The 25,424-nt window shown below is 69.5% G+C and carries 18 protein-coding genes; 11 read left to right on the forward strand and 7 right to left on the reverse strand.

The features are described from left to right. Positions 1-474 (forward strand): NUDIX hydrolase, encoded by a 474-nt coding sequence (locus ACYVKL_RS33335; RefSeq protein WP_379167174.1) that lies wholly within the window; start codon positions 1-3, stop codon positions 472-474. Here the strand turns inward: ACYVKL_RS33335 and ACYVKL_RS33340 are convergent. After that, on the reverse strand, positions 471-3,050 hold the full coding sequence (locus tag ACYVKL_RS33340; protein WP_379167172.1) for a polynucleotide kinase-phosphatase: 2,580 nt from the start codon (positions 3,048-3,050) through the stop codon (positions 471-473). The two genes, ACYVKL_RS33335 and ACYVKL_RS33340, sit on opposite strands and share 4 nt — an antisense overlap. Next, complete coding sequence (locus tag ACYVKL_RS33345) at positions 3,050-4,732, reverse strand: 3' terminal RNA ribose 2'-O-methyltransferase Hen1 (RefSeq protein WP_379167170.1); 1,683 nt, start codon at positions 4,730-4,732, stop codon at positions 3,050-3,052. The genes ACYVKL_RS33340 and ACYVKL_RS33345 overlap by 1 nt, the downstream gene beginning before the upstream one ends. 199 nt (positions 4,733-4,931) lie before the next feature. Between ACYVKL_RS33345 and ACYVKL_RS33350 the strand changes: the two genes are divergently transcribed. The 6 genes from ACYVKL_RS33350 to clpX all read left to right on the forward strand — a co-directional run bounded on the left by ACYVKL_RS33350 (position 4,932) and on the right by clpX (position 11,609). Then, positions 4,932-6,164: a DUF7373 family lipoprotein gene (locus ACYVKL_RS33350; protein WP_379167167.1), complete on the forward strand. Its 1,233-nt coding sequence runs from the start codon at positions 4,932-4,934 to the stop codon at positions 6,162-6,164. A gap of 126 nt (positions 6,165-6,290) precedes the next feature. Then, on the forward strand, positions 6,291-6,869 hold the full coding sequence (locus ACYVKL_RS33355; RefSeq protein WP_379167166.1) for an FKBP-type peptidyl-prolyl cis-trans isomerase: 579 nt from the start codon (positions 6,291-6,293) through the stop codon (positions 6,867-6,869). A gap of 184 nt (positions 6,870-7,053) precedes the next feature. Next, positions 7,054-8,457, forward strand: coding sequence for a trigger factor (gene tig / locus ACYVKL_RS33360; protein WP_379167163.1), 1,404 nt, complete (start codon positions 7,054-7,056; stop codon positions 8,455-8,457). Between the two features lie 266 nt (positions 8,458-8,723). Next, on the forward strand, positions 8,724-9,308 hold the full coding sequence (locus ACYVKL_RS33365; protein ID WP_379167161.1) for an ATP-dependent Clp protease proteolytic subunit: 585 nt from the start codon (positions 8,724-8,726) through the stop codon (positions 9,306-9,308). A gap of 38 nt (positions 9,309-9,346) precedes the next feature. Continuing rightward, the gene (locus tag ACYVKL_RS33370) at positions 9,347-10,021 is read left to right on the forward strand and encodes an ATP-dependent Clp protease proteolytic subunit (protein WP_213557366.1); all 675 of its coding nucleotides are present in this window, start codon (positions 9,347-9,349) and stop codon (positions 10,019-10,021) included. 307 nt (positions 10,022-10,328) lie between these two features. Further along, on the forward strand, positions 10,329-11,609 hold the full coding sequence (gene clpX, locus ACYVKL_RS33375) for an ATP-dependent Clp protease ATP-binding subunit ClpX (protein WP_379167916.1): 1,281 nt from the start codon (positions 10,329-10,331) through the stop codon (positions 11,607-11,609). A 69-nt stretch (positions 11,610-11,678) separates the two neighbouring features. Here the strand turns inward: clpX and ACYVKL_RS33380 are convergent, their stop codons facing one another. The 5 genes from ACYVKL_RS33380 to ACYVKL_RS33400 form a co-directional block, all read right to left on the reverse strand. Further along, positions 11,679-12,296, reverse strand: a complete 618-nt coding sequence (locus tag ACYVKL_RS33380) for a dihydrofolate reductase family protein (protein ID WP_379167159.1) — start codon at positions 12,294-12,296, stop codon at positions 11,679-11,681. Positions 12,297-12,496: 200 nt separating this feature from the next. Next, positions 12,497-13,039, reverse strand: coding sequence for a hypothetical protein (locus ACYVKL_RS33385; RefSeq protein WP_379167156.1), 543 nt, complete (start codon positions 13,037-13,039; stop codon positions 12,497-12,499). A 72-nt stretch (positions 13,040-13,111) separates the two neighbouring features. After that, positions 13,112-13,483 (reverse strand): nuclear transport factor 2 family protein, encoded by a 372-nt coding sequence (locus ACYVKL_RS33390; protein ID WP_379167155.1) that lies wholly within the window; start codon positions 13,481-13,483, stop codon positions 13,112-13,114. Between the two features lie 102 nt (positions 13,484-13,585). Further along, complete coding sequence (gene fdhD / locus ACYVKL_RS33395) at positions 13,586-14,398, reverse strand: formate dehydrogenase accessory sulfurtransferase FdhD (RefSeq protein WP_379167153.1); 813 nt, start codon at positions 14,396-14,398, stop codon at positions 13,586-13,588. Next, a complete protein-coding gene (locus ACYVKL_RS33400; RefSeq protein WP_379167150.1) occupies positions 14,395-16,698 on the reverse strand; it encodes an FdhF/YdeP family oxidoreductase in 2,304 nt (767 codons plus the stop codon). Before ACYVKL_RS33400 ends, fdhD begins: the two co-directional genes overlap by 4 nt. Before the next feature lie 1,014 nt (positions 16,699-17,712). On the opposite strand from ACYVKL_RS33400, the gene ACYVKL_RS33405 reads away from it, so the two are divergent. From ACYVKL_RS33405 to ACYVKL_RS33420, 4 genes are all read left to right on the forward strand, one after another. Beyond that, the gene (locus tag ACYVKL_RS33405; protein ID WP_357192997.1) at positions 17,713-18,174 is read left to right on the forward strand and encodes a hypothetical protein; all 462 of its coding nucleotides are present in this window, start codon (positions 17,713-17,715) and stop codon (positions 18,172-18,174) included. A gap of 44 nt (positions 18,175-18,218) precedes the next feature. Next, positions 18,219-19,952 carry a hypothetical protein gene (locus tag ACYVKL_RS33410; protein ID WP_379167148.1) on the forward strand — a complete coding sequence of 578 codons (1,734 nt, stop codon included), beginning with the start codon at positions 18,219-18,221 and terminating at the stop codon, positions 19,950-19,952. Beyond that, positions 19,949-22,126, forward strand: a complete 2,178-nt coding sequence (locus ACYVKL_RS33415) for a serine/threonine-protein kinase (RefSeq protein ID WP_379167145.1) — start codon at positions 19,949-19,951, stop codon at positions 22,124-22,126. The genes ACYVKL_RS33410 and ACYVKL_RS33415 overlap by 4 nt, the downstream gene beginning before the upstream one ends. A 213-nt stretch (positions 22,127-22,339) precedes the next feature. Beyond that, positions 22,340-25,414, forward strand: a complete 3,075-nt coding sequence (locus ACYVKL_RS33420; RefSeq protein WP_379167142.1) for an FAD-dependent oxidoreductase — start codon at positions 22,340-22,342, stop codon at positions 25,412-25,414. Positions 25,415-25,424: the final 10 nt, after the last annotated feature.

The following is a 25,424-nucleotide window of genomic DNA, read 5'->3' on the forward strand; positions in this document are numbered from 1 at the left end:
ATGAGCTTCAGATACAGCGCCGGAGTCCTGCTGTTCCGCCGCACGAACGGCCTCGAAGTGCTGGTCGGGCACATGGGTGGCCCGCTGTGGGCCAAAAAGGACGCCGCCGCCTGGTCCATTCCCAAGGGGGAATACGACCCCGCCGAAGAACAGCCGCGTGATGCCGCCCGCCGCGAATTCGGCGAGGAACTCGGACTGCCGGTTCCCGACGGCGACTGGATTCCCCTCGGTGAGGTCGAATACGGCAGCGGCCGGGGCAAGAAACAACTCACCGTGTGGGCCGTGGAAGCCGACCTCGACCCCGCCGAGGTCGTTCCCGGAACTTTCGAAATGGAATGGCCGCCTCGATCCGGACGAATTGCCGAATTCCCCGAAATCGACCGGGCCGCATGGTTCGACCTGGCCCTCGCCGAGGAGAAGCTCGGCAAGGGCCAGCGTCCCTACCTCCAGCGCCTGAAGGATCTCGTCGGTTAGAGACGCGGGTCGACCGGCTCGGTTTCGAGGGCGAGGATCGCGAAGACCGCCTCGTGTACCCGCCACAGCGGCTCGCGGGCCACGAAGCGGTCCAGGGCCTCCAGGCCCAGGGCGTATTCGCGCAGCGCCATCGACCGTTTGCCGCCCAGCCCGCGCTGCCGCAGCCGATCCAGCTGACCGGGCCGCAGGTACTCCGGGCCGTAGATGATCCGGAGGTATTCCGGCCCACGGCATTTCACGCCCGGCTGCACCGGCCGCCCGCTGCGGCTGCCGGTGCCCGCCACCAGCGATTCCAGTGGCTTGACCACCATGCCCTCACCGCCGGCCACGGTGAGATCGGTCCACCAGGCCGTCGCGGCGGCCTCGCTCTCGGGGGAGGCGAGGTCGACGACGCGGCGGCCGGTCGGGGTGAAGAACTCCGGGTCGGCCGCGACCAGGCGGTCGATCCGCTCCAGATGCCAGGTGTGGTCGCGCACCGCGTAATTCGCGCCGGACGCCGCCAGCAGCTGGAACGGGGCCAGGCGGACGCCGTCCAAGCCGTCGGTCGGCCAGCAGTAGCGGCCGTACGCCGTGGTGAAGGCATCGGCGTCGGCCCGCCGATCCGCGGTGCGCTCGGCGAGATCACCCAGCTCCACCCCGCGTCCCGCCGCGGCCGCCAGCACCTCCGAGGCCTGCGTGAGCGAGGCCCGCGCGGCCGCGCCGACCGCGCCGTACTGGGAGCGCAACAGGCCCATCGCCTTCGCCGACCAGGGCAGCAGCTCGGTGTCCAGCAGCAGCCAGTCGGTGCCCAATTCCTCGAACAGCCCGGCGGATTCGGCCGCCGCTCGCACCCGGGCGAGCACGGCCTCGGTCCGCTGCGGGTCGTCGAAGAAGGGGCGGCCGGTGCGGGTGTACACCGCGCCCGTGCTGCCGTCCTCGACCCCGAACCGGTCCCGCGCCGCCTGCGCCGACCGCGAAACCGCAACGACCGCACGCGAACCCATGTGCTTCTCCTCGCACACCACGGTGCCCACGCCCTCGGAGCGGTAGTACTCGAAGGCCTGGGCAGGATGCTCGAGGTGACCGTCCAGGGTGGAGGTGGCGCACGGCGACATGGTCGGCGGCAGGTACACCAGCCAGCGCGGGTCGACCGCGAAACGGCTCATCACCTCCAGCGCGGCGCTCGCGGCGTCCTCGCGCACGGTGACCCGGCCCAGGTGGCGGGTCTCCACCACGCGCCGCCCCAGCACGTCGTCGAGATCCAGCACGCCCGGATCCCGCTGCACCACCGCCTCGCCGGTGGCGAAGGTGGCCGCCTCCAGCGGGCGCACCGGCTCGAACCAGACCTGTTCGGCCGCAACCGATACCGGCTCCCGCTCCGGATAGCGCAGGGCGGTCAGGCGACCGCCGAACACCACGCCGGTGTCCAGGCACAGGGTGTTGTTCACCCACACCAGTTCCGTCATCGGCGTGTGCCCGTAGAGCACCAGCGCCTTGCCGCGGTAGTCGTTGGCCCACGGGTAGCGCACCGGTAGTCCGTATTCGTCCGTCTCGCCGGTGGATTCGCCGTACATGGCGAACTCGCGGACCCGGCCCGAGGTGCGGCCCTGGTACTCCTCCTTGAGACCGGCGTGCGCGACCACCAGCTTGCCGCCGTCGAGCACATAGTGGCTGACCAGGCCGCGCATGAATTCCTGTGCGGCCTTGCGGAACTCGGCATCCTCGGCCTCCAGCTGCGCCAGCGACTCGGCCAGGCCGTGCTTCACCGTGACGCGGCGGCCGTCGAGCGCGCGCACCAGTTTGAACTCGTGATTGCCGGTGACGCACAGGGCGTTTCCGGACGCCACCATGCCCATGACGAGCCCCAGCACGCCCGGGGTGTCGGGTCCGCGATCGACCAGATCGCCGACGAACACCGCGGTGCGGCCCTCGGGGTGGCTCGCGTCCACCGGCCGGTCATCGTCGTCGTGCACGAGCACGTAGCCGAGTTCGCCGAGCAGCGTCTCCAGTTCACCGCGGCAGCCGTGCACGTCGCCGATCACGCCGAACGGCCCGGTGAGATCGGTCTTGTCGTTCCACAGCCGCTCGTCGCGGATGGTCGCCGCCTCGATCTCCTCGACGCCGCGCAGTACGTGCACCGTGCGGAAACCTTCGCGCTCCAGGAACTTCAGCGAGCGTTTCAGGTCGCGCACGTGGCGGCCGACCACGTGCGGGCCCAGATCGGCGCGATCCACCCGCAGCGCGTTGCGCTCCACGCACACGCTCTCCGGGACGTCCAGCACGATCGCCACCGGCAGCACGTCGTGGGCGCGCGCCAGCTCCACCAACGACTGCCGCGCCTTGGGCTGCACATTGGTGGCGTCGATGACGGTGCGCAGGCCGCGGCGCAAGCGCACGCCCGCCACATGGTGCAGCAGCTCGAAGGCCGCGTCGGTCGCCGACTGATCGGCCTCGTCATCACTGACCAGCCCGCGATAAGCGTCGGAGGACAGCACCGCCGTCGACCGGAAATGCTTGTGCGCGAACGTCGACTTACCCGAACCGCTGCTGCCGATCAACACGACCAGCGACAGCGCCGGGACGGACAGTTCTGCCATTACGCGGCCCCCTTCGCGGCGTCGTCATCGTTGTTCTTCCTGGTGAACACAGCCATCTGTGTCGAGGCCCCCACTTCCGCATCCTCGGGCCCGACCGGCTCGAAACGCACGGCATACCCGTGCGTCGCGCCGACCCGGTGGGCCCAGTCCGCGAATTCTGCCCTGGTCCACTCGAACCGGTGATCCGAATGCCGGAAAGCACCCGCGTCGAGCCCGTCGTAGCGCACATTGAACTCGCTGTTCGGCGTGGTCACGACCACCGCGCCCGGAGCCGCCGCCCCGAACACCGCCTGCTCCAACGCCTGCAAGCGGGTCGCGTCGACATGCTCGATCACCTCCATGAGCACGGCCGCGTCATAGCCCCGCAGCGAGGCGTCGGTGTAGGTGAGCGCGCCCTGCCGCACGGTGACCCGCCGCGCCTGCCACTCCGGCAGCCGCCGCACCCGCCGCGCCGCGATCTTCAACTCGCGCATCGACACATCGACGCCGACGATCTCGGTGAGCGCCCGGTCCGCCGCCAGTTCCAGCAGCAGCGCACCCTGCCCGCATCCGAGGTCGAGCACCCGGCTCGCCCCCTCCGCCAACAGCGCCCGATGCACCGCCGCCCGCCGCAGCACCGCCAGCGAGGGCCCGCGTTCGCCGGACTCCACGGGCTGTGGGGCCGTGTCTCCGCCGACCGACGCACCGGGCTCGTGCCCGGGGCCGCTCGCGGTCGAACCACCGTCCTCGGCAAGGGCATTGCGGGAGGCGGTCTCGGCAGCAGGCTGCCCGGCTGCCTCGGTTATGCGGGAACGGACTGCGGCGTCGCTCGCCGATGCGTACTCACCGGCGACCGGAGTGTCAGCGGGTTCAGTGGTCGGCGCGGCAACGTCGACGCCGCGATGCGGGGCGGTCGTCTCGGTGTCGGGCCCCTCGTCGTCGTAGTCGTGCTCCAGCGCGCCGAGTTCCTCCGGGTCCTGGTCGTCCAGCTCCGCGAGCCGGGCCAGCGCGGTGCGGACCAGGGTGTGGCGGCGGGTCAGGTAGCGGCGGGTGATCCACTCGCGCTCCGGGTGGGCGGTGAGCCAGCCCTCGCCGAAACGGAGCAGCTTGTCGATCTCGGCGGTGTCGAGCCAGTAGTGCTTGCTGCCGTCGAGGACGGGCAGCAGGACGTAGAGGTGGGTGAGGGCGTCGGCCAGGCGCAGCGTGCCGGTGAGTTCGAGACGCAGGTAATGGGAATCGCCCCACTCCGGGAACGCCGGGTCCAGCGGCAGGGGAGTGGCCGCGACGGTCCAGCCCAGCGGCTCGAAGACCCGCTCGGCGTACTCCGGGCCACCCTTGCACGGCACGGCCGGAAGCGTGATCCGCAGGTCGAGGGCGGTGCCGGCCAGCTCCGGCCGCTGCGCGCACCGGCCGTGCAGCGCGGTGCCGAAGACCGTCGAAATGGCCACGGACAGCAGCGACGATGCCGCGTAGGGGCGGTCGTTCACGTACTGGCCGAGGCTGAAATCCGGTGTGCCCTTCGACTTCCCGCGCACCAACCGCACCGGGTCGATCTCCAGCAGCAGCGCCGCCGTGCAGCGTTCGTCACTCGCCTCCGGGTACAGCACGTGCGCGACACCGTAGGACTGCTCGAAAGTCTGTCTGCGCGAGGGATTCTTGTGCAGCAGGTACCCCAGATCGGTGGCGGGCCATTCGGCTCCCACGGGGCGTGTACAAGAAATCGTCACCAGCATCCTGAGATGCTCCCGTAGGCCGTGGGTGGTCGCAAACAATTTTCCGTCTACGGAAGCCGTTGTGGCAGGCGCGAATTGTCACGGACCGGTCGCGATGTCCGGATAACCGGTTGCCGCGGGTAGCTGGTGCGCCCACACTCGGAAATCAAGCGGCTACGGGGGTGGCGGGATGCGCCGAGACGATCCGATGAACCGGCGGCGTCACGCCGGACGAATCCCACTGGTGTCCATCGCGGTGCTGGTCAGCGCCTGCGCCGTCGCGGGCGTCCCGCGCGCGGCGACACCGGAACTGCGCGCACTGGATCTGGGCGGCTACAGCGGTCGACCGCTCGCCATGCCCCGGGGCACCGGCGAAACCTATGCGCGGCTACTGGAATCGGTGCGCATGGCCGACGCCGTCGTCTCGCCCCGCGACGTCGACCCCACCCTCACCCGGCTCTCGGCCATCCCGGTGCCGTCGCCGACGGATGCGGTCGGCATCCTCGCCGAGGCGACCCGGCCCACCCTCACCGCGCACGGCATGCTGGCCGGATTCAGCATCGGTGGCACCGACGATCCGAGCGGCAGCCCGAAGGAGGGTGCTGCCACCGGACTGCGCATCACGGTCCTGCGCATGCGCGACCCGATGGCGGCCATCGACACCGCCCGCGAGATCGACGCCTCCGACGCCGCGGTCAACCGCGACAATGTCACCGTCCCGTTCCCCGAATACTTTGCGACACACGGGCATTGGCGGCCTCATGTCCCGACCATGGCGGTGACGCTCGCCCACGGCCCCTATGTGGTGAGCCTGTACATCTTCAATCCGACAACCGACAGCGCCGCCATGAAAGCGCTCGCCACTCGCGCCTTCGACGCGGAACTCCCTCGGCTGGACTCTTTTACGGCCACCGAGCCCGAGGCGCTCCCGGCCCTGACCCTCGATCCGGACGGCATGCTGTCGCGCCTGCTGCCCGCCCAGCCCGGACGCTGGCCATACCCCACCCTGTTCCAGGACGAGTACGGCCTCATCGCGGGCTGGGGCGGCGCCCGGCGCGCCACCGGAGTCGTCTACGGCCCGGTCGTCGCCGACCTGCTGATCAACCGTCCCGGTGCGCCCGGCCTCCCGATCCAGGCGGTGGCCGTCACGGATTCCGCACGGCTGCTGCGTTTTCCCGACGCCGGCGCCGCACGGCAGGCGCTGCACCGGCTCGCGGAACCGACCGCCACCCGAACCGTGGCGTCCGCGCCCGAGGGTGTTCCGGACGCCGTGTGCCTGCGTGATTCCGAGGCCGCGGCACCGAACAAATACACCTGCCTGGTACTGGACGGTCGCTATCTGGCCTCGGTGTCCGGCCCCACCGAACCGGCCGTCCACCACATGGCCGCGGCCCAGTACGCCGTCCTCGTCACCGCCCGCTGACCGCGCCCCGCACGCCGCCGAAACCCTTGCGGGCGCGCCCCGGCCGCCTCCATCGCCCGAACCCGTGTAGGTTCGGCGCGGCGTCGCAATCTGTGCGGCAACCGGACTGGACGGACAGGAGCGGGAATGCGCTTGGTGGGCAAGGTCGGTGTGATCGGTGCGGTCGCGGCCGCCACGATGCTGGCGGCCGGTTGTGGTGGCAGCAGCGACAACAAGGCGTCGTCGACCACGACGACCGCCGCCGCGACGAGTACGACCGCCGCGGCCGCCACCACGGCCGCGAGCAAGGGCCGTGAGTGCACCGCCGAGGACATCGCGGTGGACGGCGGCTTCGGTACCGCGCCGACCATCAAGCTCCCCGCCGACTGCGATCCGCCCAAGGAGCTCATCACCAAGGACCTGGTCGTGGGCAGCGGCCCCGAGGCCAAGGCCGGGGACAAGCTGAGCACCAACTACACGCTGATCACCTGGTCCAACCAGAAGAAGCTGGACAGCTCCTTCGACCGCGGCAAACCGCTGCCCCTCACGCTGGGCGCGGGCCAGGTCATCAAGGGCTGGGACCAGGGCCTGGTCGGCATCCAGGAGGGCAGCCGCCGCCTGCTGATCATCCCGCCCGCCCTCGGCTACGGCGACCACCCGCCGAGCGGCATGAAGCCGGGCGAGACGCTGGTCTTCGTGACCGACGCCGTCAAGGTCGGTAGCTGAGCTAAACCCCCAGTACCAGGGCGACCGGTCGATCGACCGGCCGCCCCGGCGCCCTGTGCAGTATTCGGGTACCCCCAGCGCGACGACCGGTTACACGGCCCGAGGGGCCGTCAACTAACCTGGTCGGGATGCGTTCGGGGGGAACCTAGACGTCAACCATGAACAACGAACAAGGAGCATGTCCGTGAAGAGCACCGTCGAGCAGCTGAGCCCGACTCGGGTCCGCATCAATGTCGAGGTGCCCTTCGAGGAGCTCAAGCCGGACTTCGACCGCGCCTACAAGGCTCTCGCGCAGCAGATCCGTATCCCGGGCTTCCGTCCGGGCAAGGCGCCGGCCAAGCTTCTCGAGGCCCGCGTCGGCCGTGGCGCCGTGCTGGAGCAGGTCGTCAACGACGTGCTGCCCAAGCGCTACAGCGAAGCCGTGATCGAGACCGAGGTGAAGGTCATCGGTCAGCCGGAGATCGAGATCACCAAGATCGAGGACGGCCAGGAGCTGGCCTTCACCGCCGAGGTCGACATCCGCCCGGAGATCACCCTGCCGGACTTCTCGACCCTCGCCGTCACCGTCGACCCGATCGAGATCACCGACGCCGACATCGACGAGCAGCTGCAGTCGCTGCGTCAGCGCTTCGGCACCCTGACCGCGGTCGAGCGGGCCATCGAGAACGGCGACTTCGTCTCCATCGACCTGTCCGCCACCGTCGACGGCGAGGCCGTCGAGGAGGCCTCCACCACCGGCCTGTCCCACGAGGTCGGCTCCGGCCAGCTCATCGAGGGCCTGGACGAGACCCTGATCGGCCTCAAGGAGAGCGAGTCCAAGGACTTCACCTCCAAGCTGGTCGCCGGCGAGCACGCCGGCAAGGAAGCCGTCATCACCGTGACCGTGCAGTCGGTCAAGGAGCGCGAGCTGCCCGAGGCCGACGACGAGTTCGCCCAGCTGGCCAGCGAATTCGACACCATCGACGAGCTGAAGGAAGACCTCAAGACCCGCGTCGAGCGCGTCAAGAAGGTCACCCAGGCCGGCGAGATCCGCGACAAGGTGCTCGAGCAGCTGCTCGAGACCGTCGAGATCCCGCTGCCCGAGGGCGTCGTCAAGGCCGAGATCGACGCCGTCGAGCACGACGCCGTCCACGGCTTCGACCACGACGAGGCCAAGCTGTCCGAGGCCCTCGAGGCCCAGGGCTCCTCGCTGGAGGAGTTCAAGAAGGACACCAAGGAAGCCGCCGAGAAGTCGGTCAAGACCCAGCTGCTGCTGGACGCGGTCGCCGAGGCCGAGAACACCCAGGTCGGCCAGGACGAGCTGTACGAGCGGATCATCTTCCAGGCGCAGCGCTACGGCATGTCGCCCGATCAGTTCATCCAGCAGATCCAGCAGGCCGGTCAGCTGGGCGCGGTCTTCGCCGACGTGCGTCGCGGCAAGGCCCTCGCCGGTGTCGTGGTCCAGGCCGCCGTCACCGACACCGCCGGCAACGCCGTGGACACCGCTGAGATGTTCGGCAACCCCGCGGAGGAGGCCGAGGAGGTCTCCGCCGAGGAGCTCGCCACCGTCGCCGACGCGACCGAGGCCGCCGAGGCCGAGACAAAGTAAAAGAACTACATACCCCGCGTAGGGGGTTGGCCCGGTGACACCCGTGCGAGCCCCCATACACGGGAACTCGAAGTGTTGACGTAAGTTTGCGCTGTGAGCGAAGCAGGGCGGTACCGGGAGTTCGGTACCGCCCTGCTTCGTTAGGGTTTGTGTCAGCGCTGGGATTTCCTAAGTGCTGGGATGTCCAAGTGATCAGTAGGGGCTTGTTCAACCGAGCCGTTGAGAGAGGGCAGGTATCCGTGACAATCAATCAGGCAGGGGTGCAGATGACATCCGCGACTGCTGGTCTGAACCTCAGTGATTCGGTGTACGAGCGCCTGCTGCGCGAGCGCATCATCTTCCTGGGCACCCAGGTCGACGATGACATCGCCAACAAGCTCTGCGCGCAGATCCTCCTGTTGTCGGCCGAGGACCCGACCAAGGACATCTCGCTCTACATCAACTCTCCCGGTGGTTCGGTGACCGCGGGCATGGCCATCTACGACACCATGCAGTTCGCCGAGTGCGACATCGCCACCTACGGCATGGGCCTGGCCGCCTCCATGGGCCAGTTCCTGCTCGCCGCCGGCGCCAAGGGCAAGCGCTACGCGCTGCCGCACGCGCGGATCATGATGCACCAGCCGTCCGCCGGTCTCGGTGGTTCCGCCGCCGACATCGCGATCCAGGCCGAGCAGTTCGCCTACACCAAGCGCGAGCTCAACGAGCTGCAGTCGCTGCACACCGGCAAGTCCATCGAGCAGGTGACCGCCGACGCAGACCGCGACCGCTGGTTCACCGCCGCCGAGGCCAAGGACTACGGCTTCATCGACCACGTGATCACGCACGCGAGCCAGGCGAACGGCAGCAAGTAGTTCCGCCGCCCACCCACACAGACTCTGGAGAGATGTTTATGTCCAACATGATCGATCCGCGGGCCGCGGGCGTCACCTTCGCCGCCGCCGGTAACCTGCCGCAGTCGCGCTACATCCTGCCGCAGTTCACCGAGCAGACCAGCTTCGGCGTCAAGACCTCCGACCCGTACAACAAGCTGTTCGAAGAGCGAATCATCTTCCTGGGCAACCAGGTCGACGATGTTTCCGCCAACGACATCATGGCGCAGCTGCTGGTGCTCGAGTCCCAGGACCCGGACCGCGACATCACCATGTACATCAACTCGCCCGGTGGCTCGTTCACCGCGCTGATGGCCATCTACGACACCATGCAGTACGTGCGCGCCGACGTCGCCACCGTCTGCCTGGGTCAGGCCGCCTCGGCCGCCGCGGTCATCCTCGCGGCCGGCGCCCCCGGCAAGCGCGCCGCGCTGCCGAACGCCCGCATCCTGATTCACCAGCCGTCCACCTCGGGCGGTATTCAGGGTCAGGTCTCCGACCTGGAGATCCAGGCCGCCGAGATCGAGCGCATGCGTCGCCTCATGGAGGTCACGCTGGCGCGCCACACCGGCAAGGACGCGGACGTCATCCGCAAGGACACCGACCGCGACAAGATCCTCACCGCCGACGAGGCGAAGGACTACGGCATCGTCGACACGGTGTTCGAGTACCGCAAGCTCAGCGCACAGAAATGAGCTGGGCGGGTGGCGGGGTAGCGGCGTGTCGCGAACGTCCCCGCCACCCGGGCAGAGGTGAGTCCACGCACATGTCCGGTGAGAAACGTGCCCAAGTTGTCGACCTCGGTCGCGCGAAACGGGTACGGTCACTCTAGGGACCTTTGCTCGTGGTTGTCGGCTCTGCTTTTCGAACAGGCATCGTGGATTCACAGCCGAATCGCCGGATCCGCAAATTCAGGGGTCGCGGCATACGCTCGAAGAAGGCAGCTCGCCGGCAACCGGGGACAGATGGTTGCACGCGGACAAGGAAGTAGGGACCCAGGAGATGGCGCGCATCGGTGATGGCGGCGATCTGTTGAAGTGCTCGTTCTGCGGAAAGAGCCAGAAGCAGGTCAAGAAGCTCATTGCGGGACCGGGGGTGTACATCTGCGACGAGTGCATCGACCTGTGCAACGAGATCATCGAGGAAGAGCTCGCCGAATCCAGCGAGGTCAAGCTCGACGAGTTGCCCAAGCCCGCGGAAATCCGGGATTTCCTGGAGCAGTACGTGATCGGGCAGGACTCCGCGAAGCGGACGCTGGCGGTGGCGGTCTACAACCACTACAAGCGGATCCAGGCGGGCGACAAGGGCCGTGACTCCCGGGGCGAACCGGTCGAGTTGGCCAAGTCGAACATCCTCATGCTCGGCCCCACGGGCTGCGGCAAGACCTACCTGGCGCAGACGCTGGCGAAGATGCTGAACGTGCCGTTCGCCATCGCGGACGCCACCGCGCTGACCGAGGCCGGCTACGTCGGTGAGGATGTCGAGAACATCCTGCTCAAGCTGATCCAGGCCGCGGACTACGACGTGAAGCGCGCCGAGACGGGCATCATCTACATCGACGAGGTCGACAAGATCGCCCGCAAGTCGGAGAACCCGTCCATCACCCGCGACGTGTCGGGTGAGGGCGTGCAGCAGGCGCTGCTGAAGATCCTCGAGGGCACGCAGGCATCGGTGCCCCCGCAGGGCGGCCGCAAGCACCCGCACCAGGAATTCATCCAGATCGACACCACGAATGTGCTGTTCATCGTGGCGGGCGCGTTCGCCGGCCTGGAGCGCATCGTGCAGGACCGGGTCGGCAAGCGCGGCATCGGTTTCGGCGCGGAGGTCCGGTCCAAGGCCGAGATCGACACCGCCGACCACTTCGCGGAGGTCATGCCCGAGGATCTGATCAAGTTCGGTCTGATCCCCGAGTTCATCGGCCGCCTCCCCGTCGTCGCCTCGGTCACCAACCTGGACAAGGAATCCCTCGTCCGGATTCTGGCCGAGCCGAAGAACGCCCTGGTGAAGCAGTACGTGCGCCTGTTCGAAATGGACGGCGTGGACCTGGAATTCACCCAGGACGCCCTGGAAGCCGTTGCGGATCAGGCGATCCTGCGCGGCACCGGCGCTCGCGGTCTGCGCGCGATCATGGAGGAAGTGCTCCTCCCGGTCATGTACGACATCCCCAGCCGGGATGACGTGGCCAAGGTGGTCGTCAACGCGGACACGGTGAACGACAACGTGCTGCCGACGATCGTTCCCCGCAAGCGTCCGGCCCCGGAGCGCCGCGAGAAGTCGGCGTAGGCGACTCTCCACGAACGAAACCGGCTCCGCGAGAATCTTTCTCGCGGAGCCGGTTTTTTTTGTCGCTACCTATTGGTCCGAGCCGAAGTCGCCGTAGGTCGGCGCGCCGTTCTTGCGGTAGGTCGCGATGAGTACGCCCTTCGTGGTGACCCGGGTTTCGGCCAGGGTGAAGGCGGCCGGGTGCGAGTTCTCCGGGAACAGGCGCTTGCCGGTGCCGAGCAGGACCGGGAAGGCCAGGATATTGAGGGTGTCGACCAGGTTGGCGGCCAGGAGGGAACCGATCAGTTCGCCGCTGCCGTGGACTTGCAGTTCACGTCCGGGACGGGCCTTCAGTTCGGCGACCTCCTTGGTCAGGTCGCCGTGCAGGAGTTCGGTTCCGGACCAGTCGGCGGTCTCGAGCGTGCTGGTCGGCACGTACTTGGGGAGGTCGTTGAGCTTGTTCGCGATCGGGTTGCCGGGCTCGTTGTGCTCGGGCCAGTAGCTCGCGAAGATCTCGTAGGTGCGGCGGCCCAGTAGAAAGGCGTCCACGCGGTCGAAGACCGAGACCATGAATTCGCCGAAGGCGTCGTCGTCGAAGGGCGCCGACCAGCCGCCGTGCGCGAACCCCCCGCTCGGATCTTCCTCCGGTCCACCCGGCGCCTGGTAGACGCCGTCGATGGTGACGAACTGGGTGACCGACAGTTCCATGATGTTCTCCTGCTGGCTGTCCGTAGGTGTGAGACGACACCGTCGGATAGCCGTGGAGTCGGTGACGGTCGGTGTAGCCGACTGCGCCCGTTGCGAGGATCGCCGTTGATCCTCCGTGGTTCGCCGTTGAACCTTTACTCCGCTACTCCGAAAATCGGTGCGATCAGGTCACCTGTTACGACGGCGCGACCGGACGGAAATCATCGCTGGGAAGTGTTTCCGCGACCGGGGAACTTGAAAGTGAAGGGTGCCGGCTCAGGGACCGGGAAACGCTCACGCGGGGCGACCAGCAGAATTGCCAGGCCGAGCGCCGGGAGCAGCAGGGCCGCGACCAGCGACAGGGCGTAGCTGAAGCCGCTGAGCGCCTCCGGGCGGTGGAAGGCGTGATAGAGGAAGTGCGGCACGCCGAAGACCAGCCAGGCCAGCCCGGCGATCCGGGCGATGACGCTGTCGCGGTAGTAGAGCGCGGCCGCGGAGATCGCGCCCAGCGCCAGGAAGAAGGCCCCGACATCGGCGACCAGATGGTGGTTGTAGGGGCCGTCGACGCGCACCCAGCGCAGCCCGAACCCGGGGTAACTGTCGTAGAACGACTCCGGCGCGAAAACCGCCCACAGGCCGGTCACGACGCCGGTCGCGGCGAGCACCCCCAGCATGATGAACAGGGCGATCCAGCGGCGGCGGTTGATCTCCAGCCGCATACTGACCCGCACACCGTCACCGGTACCGCGCAACGAGATCCGCACAGGCCCTCCCACCTTCGCCGAATCACTGTGTTGTCACCGTAATTCGGGCGAGGGTGGGGGGCAAGCCCGTGGTTAGATCTGCTCCATCTTCAGGTCGTCCGGACCCCAGTAGGCGCGCATCTTGATGATCTTGCCCTCGTCGTTCAGCTCCATCACGTCGATGGGCGCGAGGGTCATCTTGTGCCCGTTGGTCACGGAGACCAGGGTGAAGTGGGCGGCGACGTGGTTGCCGGCCACCTTGACGGTGTGCAGTTCGGTCTCGCGCTCGAGGCCCTCGAGGGCCTTGTAGAGCTCCCCGATGGCCTCGTGGCCGCGCCGTTCGGGCGAACCGATCGGGTCCTCGATCACCGCGTCCGCGGCGTACAGGTCGACGATCGCCGAGGTCGGGCCGGTGGCGACCAGCTTCACGTACTGCTCCACGACATCCCGGGGCTGCGCTGCCATAGGGGTTCTCCCATCAGAATTGAAACGTGTTCTACTGCGGAGACTAGCAGCCGGAGCCGGTGAAAGAACCCCGCTGCCTCACCCTGTGGAACACCCGCGAGATCACAGTGCGATGCGGTCCTCGCCGGTGTACACGTTCATCGTTTCGCCGCGCAGGAATCCCACCAGCGTCAGCCCGGCGTCGGCGGCCAGATCCACGGCCAGGGAACTGGGCGCCGAGACCGCGCCCAGCAGTGGAATGCCCGCCATGACGGCCTTCTGCACCAGCTCGAACGAGGCGCGACCACTCACCATGAGAATGAGATCCTGTGCGGGCAGCCGGTTCTCGCGCAACGCCCAGCCGACCAGCTTGTCCACCGCATTGTGCCGACCGATGTCCTCGCGCACGGCCACCGCCTCGCCGTCCGCGGTGAACAGGCCCGCACCGTGCAAGCCGCCGGTGGCGTCGAAAACCTGCTGGCGGGAACGGAGTTCGGTGGGCAGCTTGGCCAGGGTGTGCACATCGATGCGCGGTGACCCGGCGGGGATCGGATGGCGGATGCGGGTCCGCACCTCGTCGAGGGCTGTCTTGCCGCACAGCCCACACGAGCTGCTGGTCAGAAACGGCCTGGGGCGCACCGGGACCGGCGTCCGCAATTGCAAGTCGAGCACGTTGTAGGTGTTCTGCCCATTCTCGTCGGTGCCGGCGCAGTAGCGGGCGCTGACGATGTCCTCGGCCGTGTCGATGATGCCCTCGGCGTAGAGGAAACCGTGCACCAGATCGATGTCCGCGCCCGGCGTACGCATGGTGACGGTCAGCGACTGCCCGCCCGTGCGGATCTCCAGCGGCTCCTCCACGGCCAGGGTGTCGGGCCGGGTGATGGTGCCGTTCGGGGAGATGCGCAGGGTGCGGCGGCGGGCGGTGACGCGGCTCATGCGATCACGTGGGTGTGGCGTTGGAAGCGGACGGTGACCGCCTTGGAGACTGGCGTGTTGGAGCGTTTCGCGACGTGATCGAGGGGGATGAGGGGATTGGTCTCGGGATAGTAGGCGGCGGCATTGCCGGGCGGGGTCTGGTAGCCGACCAGCCGGAACCCGGCCACACTGCGTTCGGTGCCGTCCTCGAACTCGGAGATGACGTCCACCAGATCGTCCTCGGCGAAGCCGAGCGCGGTGATGTCCTGCGGGTTGACCAGCACCACCCGGCGCCCGTCGCGGATGCCGCGGTAGCGGTCGTCCAGGCCGTAGATGGTGGTGTTGTACTGGTCGTGACTGCGCAGGGTCTGCAGGATCAGGCGGCCCTCGGGGACCGGCAGCCAGTGCAGGTCGTTGACCGCGAAATTGGCCTTGCCGGTGGCGGTCCGGAATTCGCGGGCGTCGCGGGGCGGGTGCGGGAGCTGGAAACCGTTGCGGCCGCGGACCTTCGCGTTGTAGTCGGCGCAGCCGGGAACCACGCGGGCGATGGCGTCGCGGATCTTGTCGTAGTCGCGGCGGAACTCGGCCCACGCGATGGCGTGGCTCGCGCCGAACAGCTGCTCGGCGAGCTCGCAGACGATGGCGACCTCACTGCGCAGCTGATCGCCGACCGGGGTCAGCCGTCCCGTCGACAGGTGCACCATCGACATCGAATCCTCGACCGAAACCTGTTGGCGCACACCGTCCTGGATGTCGGCGTCGGTGCGGCCCAGGGTGGGCAGGATGAGCGCGGTGCGCCCGTGCACCACGTGGCTGCGGTTGAGCTTGGTCGACACCTGCACGGTGAGTTCGCAATTGCGCAGCGCGGCCTCGGTGACCTCGGTGTCGGGGGTGGCGGAGACGAAATTGCCCCCCATGCCGAAGAACACCTTGCCGCGGCCGTCCCGCATGGCGCGGATGGCGTTCACGGTGTCGAAGCCGTGGGTGCGCGGGCTGGTGATGCCGAATTCGCGGTCCAGGGCGGCCAGGAACGGTTCGGGCATCTTCTCCCAGATGCCCATGGTGCGGTCGCCCTGCACATTGGAGTGGCCGCGCACCGGGCACACGCCCGCGCCGGGCTTGCCGATCATGCCGCGCAGCAACAGCAGGTTGGTGGCCTCCTCGATGGTGGCGACGCCGTGCACCTGCTGGGTCAGTCCCATGGCCCAGCAGATGATGGTCGAGGTGGATTCGGCCAGGAGTTTCGCGGTGCGGTCCAGGTCCTCGCGGCTCAGCCCGGTGGCCTCCACGACGGTGTCGAGATCGACCGCGCGCATGTGCTTTTCGTAGTCGGCGAAGCCCGCGGTGTGAGCGTCGACGAAGGTGCGGTCCACCACCGTGCCCGGAGCGCGGTCCTCGGCGTCGAACAACAGCTTGGCCAAGCCCTGGAACAGGGCCATATCGCCGCCGAGACGGATCTGCAGGAAGTCGTCGGCGATGCTGACGCCGCCGGTGAAGCCCTTCAGGGTCTGCGGGTCCTTGAAACTGATCAGCCCGGTCTCGGGTAGCGGGTTGACGGCGATCACCTTCGCGCCGTGCATCTTCGCCTCAGCCAGCGCCGAGAGCATGCGCGGGTGGTTGGTGCCGGGGTTCTGCCCGGCCACGATGATCAGGTCCGCCTTGGCGAAGTCGTCGATGGTGACCGAGCCCTTGCCGATGCCGATCGAGCTGACCAGTGCGGTGCCCGAGGACTCGTGGCACATGTTGGAGCAGTCGGGCAGGTTGTTGGTGCCGTAGGCGCGGACCAGCAACTGGTAGAGGAACGCCGTCTCGTTGGCGGTGCGGCCCGAGGTGTAGAAGACGGCCTCGTCGGGGGAGTCCAGGCCGCGCAGGCTGTCCGCGATCAGGCGGTAGGCGTCGTCCCAGGCGATGGGGGAGTAGTGGGTGTCGCCCTCGCGCAGCACCATCGGGTGGGTCAGGCGGCCCTGCCGGCCCAGCCAGTAGCCGGACTTGTTCGCGAGGTCGTCGAGGGAGTGCTGGGCGAAGAATTCGGGGGTGACGGTGCGCAGGGTCGCTTCCTCGGCGACGGCCTTGGCGCCGTTCTCGCAGAACTCGGCCGGTCGCCGCCGACCGGCCGGTTCCGGCCAGGCGCAACCCGGACAGTCGAAGCCGTGCCGCTGATTCACCCGGGCCAGCGTGCGCATCGTGCGCACCACACCCATCTCCTCGACCGCGCGCTCCAGCGCGACCGTGACCGCCTTGACGCCGGCCGCCTCCGTCTTGGGGGCGGTGACCTGCAGCGCGGACTCGTCGATGTCGCTCTCGGGCGCGGCTCGATGCATGGTGGCGATTGTCCTCTCGGCGCGATGGAGCGTCCCAGTCGGTCTTCGCCATCGTAGGGCGCGGCGCCCGGACCCAGCGGACCGGTCGGTCCCGAGTGTGAACGCTCGCGATCACCACGGCGATAGACAGGGCGGCGGGGGCGCGGTTGGCCTTACCATCGAACAAGCGAGGTCACGCCGATGAATGTTCGAGTGAATACCATTCGGCGTGCTGGTGGGGACCGGCACGCGAAACTGGCCCGCGCGGTGAGAGTTTCACCCCGGACCTTACACCTTGTCCTATTGCTCGCAGCGCTGCTCGCGCTCGTGCTCCCGGCCGGAATCGGTTGGGCCAACCCGGGAATCAGCGCCCCCGCGCCGATCACCACCACCACCGTTCCGCAACCCGCACCCCAGGGCGGCGCACCGGCGAAAGTCCCACCCACCACCACGATTTCAGCCGACAGCAGGAAATCGTGCGGCAACTCCTGCGACCACCAGGGCTGCGGCTGGACCACCGACTGCAACAAGCCCGTGTACTGCGACGACGGCACACTCAAACCCGCCTACGGCGACTGCCCGACGAAACCGAAGTACTGCTGGGACGGTTCGGTTCAGCCATCCAGCGGTGTCTGCCCGACGAAATGCCCGGATGGTTCTGCGAAACCGGCTGGTGGTGAGTGTCCGACGAAGTGTCCGGACGGTTCGACCAAACCCGCTGGTGGTGAGTGTCCGACGAAGTGTCCGGACGGTTCGACCAAACCCACGGGCGGTGAATGTCCGACGAAGTGCCCCGACGGTTCGACCAAGCCCGCTGGTGGTGAGTGTCCGACGAAGTGTCCCGACGGTTCGACCAAGCCCGCCCGAGGAGACTGCCCTACGACCAAGCCGCCGGTGACTTGTGCGGACGGATCCGTGAAGCCTGCGAACGGGGACTGTCCATCGCCGAAACCGACTTGTCCGGACGGTTCGGTCAAGCCCCCGAACGGTGTGTGCAACACCGATACCGGTGTCAGGCCGCCGCCCATCACGTCGGTGACGACCGCCGCGCCGCCTCCGCCGCCCACGACCACGACCCCGCCGCCCACGACCGAGACGACTCAGCCGACCACCACGCCGGTGGCCCCGAAGGGTTCCGGGTTGCAGCTCGAGCCGCCCGCCGTGCCGCCCGGCGCGCCGGTGCAGGCCAGTGGCAGCGGCTGTGATCCCGGAGCGGCCGTGCGGCTTTCGATCGGCGGCGCCACCGCGGCCGACACCACCGCCGGCGCGGACGGCGGGTTCCAGGCCACCCTCACCACCGGCGGCACCGAGATCGGTCAGCACGAGGTGACCGCGGAATGCGGGCGAAAGCTGGCCGCGCCCTTGGACATCGTGCTGGTCAGTCAGGTGGGCGGCGGCGCGGCCACCATGACGGTGCTGTTGTTCTTCCTGCTCATCGGCGGCTGGTTCTACGGCCACCGGATGATCTCCCATCTCCCGGCACGGAGGACCCGATGACCATTCGCACGTCACCGCCGCTGAGCGCGCGCGGTGCCCGAAGCATGCGGGGAAGGGGCCGGGCGGTGTGCGCCGGCCTGGCGGCGGTCGTATTCGCCGTCGCGGCACTGCTGTTCACCGCGGGACCCGCCGCCGCGGCGGGCGGCGTCAGCGCCACCGCCACCCTCGACGGGCGGGCCATCGGGGGCGCGGACGCCGGGAATCCGGTGCGCCTGGATCCCCGGAAGGTGTCCCTCGTCGTCGTCGAAGTGACCAACAAGTCCGCGAACTCCGTCTCGATCCGGCGCGTGGACCTCGCCGGGCATGTGCTCGGACTGAACTTCTACTCCTACTCCACGACCGTCGAATTGACGGTGGGGGCGGGCAAGACCGAAAAGCTCACCTACCGTTTGGATCCCGCCGGGCTCGACGGGCAGGCGACCGGTCTGATCGGTTCCGACCTCACCCTCATCGGCCAGGACGGCAAGCCGCTCGCCGCCGTCCACACCGTCGTCGACGTGCGCGGCTCGCTGGCCTCGGTGTACGGACTGTTCGGCATCATCATCGCCGTCCTGACCGGCCTCGCCATCACCGACGCCGCCCTCACCGTTGCCCGCCACCGCCTCTCGGCCAACCGCTGGCAGCGCGGCCTGCGGCTGCTCGCCCCCGGCATCGGCATCGGCCTGATGATCGGCTTCACCGGGTCGGTGGCCCGGTGGTGGGTGCCCGGCACCGCGCTGTGGCTGGCCCTGGCCGGAGCCCTCGCCACCGTCTTCTTCCTCGCCGGCTACTTCTCACCCACGCCCCGCCAGTCCGACGACCTCGGCCTCGACCCCGAAGACCTCGCCGCCGCACAGGAACTCGACGCCCGCGGCTTCCCCGCCGGCGCCGGCGCGCCACTGAGGATCGGCGCACCGGTCGGGATCGGTGCACCTCGCGGGACCGGTGTGCCCTTCGGCGGGAGCGCGCCCTACGCGGGTGGTGGACCGAATCCCTTCCCCGGCTCACCCGAACCCGATCCCCGTGCCGCCCCGATCGGTCCGAACCCGCCCTACGGCGGCACCTTCCGCGACCTGCCGCCGGTCGGGGGACCCGGCGGTACCTACCCGGACCTGGATATTCGCAATCAACCATCCAGCGCCGCAACAGAGTTCGTCCCTTACGGCCCCGCCGGAGCCGGGACCGCTCACCAGTCTGCCCCCGGCGCACCGCAAGGCCCGATGCGTGTCTTCCCGGGCGGCCCCGCGCCCAGCCCGAACCCCACGCCCAACCCCGCCGACTTCCAGAGCGGCGAGACCACCCGCATCTCATCTCCCGGATTCGGCGGCTCCTACCTGGGCGGCGGCCCCCTCGCCTCCGCCATGCAACCCGATACCGGCGAAACCCGCACCTCTGCAACAGATTCACCGAAATCGGGACGCCTACCGTCCGGGCCGGTCGGAACCGGGCCACTGCCAGGACGTTCCGGAGACACCGGGGCCGAGACGCTGCTGCCGTCGGGCGGGGTGCCGTCGGTCAGCAGGCCCGGCGGCACGACCGGTCCCACAGGTCAGGACGCCGCCGGCGCCGGTGCGGCGACCGCCGGATATCCGGCGGGCGTGCAACCGCCGGGTGGAGCGGGAGGCTCGGGGGAGACGGTGGCCGGGCGCGCCCAGGGCCCGGTGTGGCGTGGGCCGGGGCGCGACGCCGGGGGCCGTCCCGCCGGGCCGGGCGCCGAGGCGGCCGAGGCCGACGACGAACCGACGGTGCGCAGTGACCCTGGGGGACAAGGATTCCGGTCGGAGGGCGCGGGGAGATGAGTGCGGGGAATCTGAGCGACGCCGATGTGGCGCGCGTGCGAGCGGCGCTGCCCGGGTACGAGATCGGCGGGCAGATCGGGCGCGGCGGGTGCGGGGTGGTGCTGGCCGGGGTGCATCGCGGGCTGCACCGGCGGGTCGCCATCAAACAGATTCCGCCGCATTTCGCCGACGACATGCAGGTGCGGCGCCGGTTCGTCGACGAGGCGCGGGTGATGGCAGCGCTCGACCATCCGCACGTGGTGCCGGTGTACGACTACATCGAGCACGACGATCTGTGCCTGCTGGTGCTGGAGTATCTGCCCGGTGGCACCGTCGAGAACCGTTTCATCACAGCGGGATTCGAGGCGACGGCGGCGGTGGCGGTCGCGCTGTCCTGCGCGGCCGGGCTGGACGCGGCGCACCGCAGCGGCATCCTGCACCGCGACGTGAAACCCTCCAACCTCATGTTCGCCGCCAACGGCGCGCTCAAACTCACCGACTTCGGCATCGCCAAGATCGTCGGCGGTGAGGACACCCTGGTGACCAAGGCGGGCGAGATCATCGGCACGCCCTCCTATATCGCCCCCGAACAGGTGCGCGGAAACCAGCTCACCCCGGCCACCGACGTCTACGCCCTGGCCACCATGCTCTACCAGCTCCTCTCCGGTGTCCTCCCCTTCCAAACCGGTTCCGACGCCCTCGCCCTGCTCTTCGCCCACGCCTACGGCGACCCCGTCCCCCTCACCGACGTGGCCCCGTTCGTCCCGCACCCCATCGCCGACGCCGTCATGCGCGGCCTCGCCTCCGACCCCGCCGAACGCTACGACTCCGCCGAAACCTTCGGCGTCGCCATCGCCGAAACCGCCGCCCACTTCTGGGGCGCGAATTGGCTCACCCCCGTGGGCATCCCGGTGATCGGCGCCGACACCATCGTCGCCGCCACCACCGGCGGCCCCCGCCTGACTCCCCCCGTCCCGCACACCCCACCCCCGGGCCGCGGCCCGCAGGGCCCCTTCACTCCCCCGCCCGGCTCGGGGATGCGGCCTGGGCCAGGAATGCCCTCCGGCCCTGGAATGCGTTCCGGCCCAGCGATTCCACCGCGCGGATCCGGCCCGATCACGCCAGGACCGCAACCGATCCGCTCCCAGCGCCCGCCCAACTCCACCGCCGGCGGACCGATGCCACCCGGCGATCCCCGCCGGGCACCGGACGGCCCGGGCGGGCAACCCACACGGTTCGGCTCGGCTGCCGCGGCCGAGAACGCCGCCCGCGCGACAACTCCCGCCGACCGCCGCTCCGCGCCGACGATGCGGGCCGGTCAGAGTCCAGGGGTCATGCCCGGCCGCGTCGGCGGGCCGGGAGGCACGCTGCCGATGGAGCGGATTCGGCCTCGGGAGCCGATTCCGCACGGCGGGGCGAAGCTCGCGGAGGTGGCGCGGGCGGATCTGGTGCCGGTGCAGCAGGTTGTCACTTTGCGGTCGTCGCGGGTGCCGTTCGTGGTCGCGGCGTTGCTGGCGGTGGTGACCGGTGGGGTGGCGGTGCTCGGGATCGGGGTGGCCGAACGGAGTGCGCCGCCGGTGGGGATGGTGCGGATCGGCGGGGTCGACCCGGCCGCCGAGACGGTGGTGCTCGATCTGTCGAAGCCGGTGCCGGTCACCGTGTCCGGTGGCGCGGCCGACGGGGCGAAGCTGTCGGTGAATGTGCTGGGTGTGCGGGCCGGGGGTGAGAGCGCCGACCTGGCGGGCGGGGCGGGGGAGCTGGCCGCGCCGGTGAACCGGTTTGTGCTGGCGGGGCGGTTGACGGGGGAATTGTCGTTGTCCCGCAACGGGTCCGAGACGGCCGACTACACGTTCGGGGTGCGCACGCGGCAGCCCGCGACCACCACCGCCACCGCTGTCGGGCTGGCCTTGCTGTTGCTGTTCGCGGCGGCCTACGCCGAATCGAACGCGCGGACCCTGCGGCACGGCAGCGCCCGGTTCGCCGCCACCGTCGGATTGGCCGTCAGCATGGGATTGCTCGGCGTGGCGGCGGTCGGCGCGGCGTGGGTGCTGCTCGGGCGTGAACCGACGCTGCTCGGTGTGATCGCCTGTGCCGCAGGCGGTGCCGCGGCGGGGTTGGCGCTCGCCACCGGGTGCCGCCGAGTCGGCAAGCGGTACCGGTATGTGCGGGTGCAACGGCTACGGGAGAGGGCGTGATGTGGGTGCATCGCCTGCGGGAACGGGCTGACTGTGGTGCCCGACAGGCGTTGATGAGCGCCTGACCGGGGCGCTCGGCGGACGGGCGCGCCGATACCGGCGGCCGTCATCACGGCGATGAAGATCGCGGCACGGTAATGGTCGGTCCGGATTTCGGCGATATACGCACGAGCGCGGCACGATCGACGACCGCGCCGCGGAAGGGTGGGGACTATGGCGGGTCGGCCGGTCATCGAGATCCGGGAGTGGGGGCGGCCCGCGCGGCGGCGCATGCTCGACGGTCCACTCGTGTTCGGGCGGGAAGGCAGTCAGGAAGTACTCGCCGACGGCGGGGTCTCACGGCAGCATCTGCGGCTGGTGCCGACTCCCACCGCACTGTCGGTCGTCGATCTGGGCAGCCGCAACGGCACCACCGTGAACGGCGTCGCGCTGACCGGGCGGCGCGAACTGGTCACCGGCGACGTGGTTAGGCTGGGGCGTTGCGAGATCCTCGTGCTGCACACGCCGACCGTGGAACCGGACGGGTTCGACGGGTCGGAGACCGTGCTCGGGCCCACGGGGGCGATCCCGCGTCCACCGGGCGGCGAACCGGAGCCCGCGCCGGGCTGGGTGGCCGTCGCCGACCGGGTCCTCGGCCTCGACCCCTCCGGGGAACGAAACCTGTTCCCCGCCTTCACCGATCTGACCAGCCGGATCCCGCTGCGGGTCTGGCAGGCCGCGCGCGTGCTGAGCATCACCGCCTACCTGGCGCTCATCGTCACCATGTTCGTGCGGCCCGCGGGCGGGTTGTTCGTCTTCTTCAAGATCGTCGTCCCGCTGCTGCCCGGACTGTTCCTGATCGCACCGGGCCTGTGGCGCAACACCTGCCCGCTCGCCGCCACCAACCAGCTGCCGCGGCTGCTGCGGTTCACCCGCGCCGCCACCGCGCCGGCGTGGTTGCAGCAGCGCGGCTATCTGATCGCGGTCGCGTTGTTCTTCGGGATCGCCGGATCCCGGGTGGCGGGCCTGGACCGCAGCGGAACAGCCACGGGCATAGTGCTTTCCGCGGTCCTGCTGGCCGCGTTCACCGGCGGCATCGCCTTCAAGGGCAAGAGCGGCTGGTGCAGCAGCATCTGCCCGCTGTTCCCGCTGCAACGCGTCTACGGGCAGACGCCGTTCGTCACCATCGCCAACAATCACTGCCAACCCTGCGTGGGCTGCGCCAAGAACTGCTTCGACTTCAAACCGCGCGCCGCCTACCAGGCCGACATGGCCGACCCGGACCCCGGCTGGAGCGCGCCGCGCAAGCTGTTCGCCGCCGCGCTGCCGGGGTTCGTGCTCGGGTTCATGGTGCTGGCAGGATACCCGGGTGTCGCTGTGCCGCAGCGATATCTGGCGCTGGGGGCCGCGGTGCTGGTCGCGGTGGGCGGGTACTTCGCGGTCGAGGCGTTGACCGGGGTGAGCGCGGCCGTCCTGTCGGCGGTGTACGCGGCGGTCGCGTTGAACGGCTTCTACTGGTTCGCGGGTCCGGTGCTGCTCGGCGCGTTCACCACGGTGACCGGTGTTGGAGGTGTGGCGTGGCTGCGGTGGCCGATCAGCCTGTTCGTGCTGGGGGCGACCGTGCTGTTCGTGGCCCGCACCCGGGTCAGTGAACTGCAGTACGCGCTCACCACCGGGGCGCGAACCGAACCGGTCCTGCTGCCCTTCCCGCGTGCCCGCGTGGACGCCGAAAAGGACACGGCACCTGGCGCTTCGGTGGAATTCGACGGCCGCGCGGTGGCGGCCGAACTCGGCGTCAGTCTGCTCGACCTCGCCGAAAAGGCGAACCTGCCGCTGGAATCAGGCTGCCGCATGGGCGTCTGCGGGGCCGACCCGGTCGCCGTTCTCGAAGGCGGCGACAAACTTTGCGAGCCGACCGGTGACGAACGGAACACGCTGCGCCGGTTGGGTTTCGCCGATAACACCCGTATGGCCTGCTGCGCGCGGGTGAACGAGGGCGGCGTGCGGGTCTCGCTCACCCCGCAACCCGGCCACGGAACCGGCGACCGCCCCGCCCATTTCGATCGATCCCTGGTCAGTCTGGTGGTCATCGGCACCGGTATCGCGGGCGTCACCGCCGCCGACTTCCTGCGCCGCGGCCACCCCGACTGCGAAATCCATCTGGTCGGACGGGAACCCCACGACTTCTACAACCGCATGGGTATCTCCCGCCTCATCCCCGGCCGCTCCGCCATGCAGGGCCTCTACCTGCAACCCGAACAGTGGTACGAGGACCATCGCATCACGCCGTGGCTCAACACCCTGGCCACGCAGCTGGATCCGCGCACCCAGCGCGTGCACCTCGGCACCGGCGACGTGCTGCCCTACGACCGGCTCATTCTCGCCACCGGCGCCTCCGCCGCCCTGCCCGATATCGAGGGACTGCAGCGTCCGGGCAGCTTCGTGCTCCGGGAAGCCGGGGACGCGTTGAACATTCGCGCCTACGCCCAGCAGCGGACCTGTACCCGGGCGATCGTCGCCGGCGGCGGGCTGCTCGGCTTGGAAGCCGCCTACGCGCTGCACCAGCTCGGCTTACGGGTCACCGTGCTGGAACGCGGCGCCCGCCTGCTGAGCAAACAACTCGACGCGCGCGCCTCCGCCATCGTCGAGGACCACTTCGCCCGCGCCGGAATCGAAGTCCGCCATCGCGCCGAAACCGCCGCGCTGACCGGGGATCCCCGAGCGGCCGGACCGCGCGGCGGCGACCCCGTCCGCACCGTCGTGCTGAAGGACGGCAGCCTGCTGCCGTGCGACGTGTTCCTCACCGCCACCGGCATCCGGCCCAACACCGACCTGGCCGTGCGCGCCGGAATCCGCTGCGGCAAGGGCATTCTCGTCGACGACCGGATGCGCACCGCCGCACCCAACGTGTACGCCGCCGGTGACGTGGCCGAACACCGCGACCGCGTACTCGGCCTGTGGCCCATCGCGGCCGAACAAGCCCAGGCCGCGGCCGTCAACGCGCTCGGCGGCGAACAGGTCCTCACCGCCGAGACACCCGCCACCATCCTCAAGGGCGTCGGCCTGGAACTGTTCAGCATCGGGCAGGTCGAACCGGAACAGCGCGACGAGGTGATCGTGGTCGACGACTCGCCCCGCCGCTCCTACCGCCGCCTGGTCCTCGCCCAGGGCCGCGTCGCCGGCGCGATCGTGCTCGGTCACCATCCCTCGGACGTGGCCGCCGCCCAGCAGGCCGTGCGCGCCCGCAAGCCGATTCCGCCGGTAGCCCGCAACGCCCTCCAGCGCGGCGATTGGTCGGCGCTGCAATGACAGTCGGCCG

The sequence above is a fragment of the Nocardia tengchongensis genome, assembly GCF_054781395.1.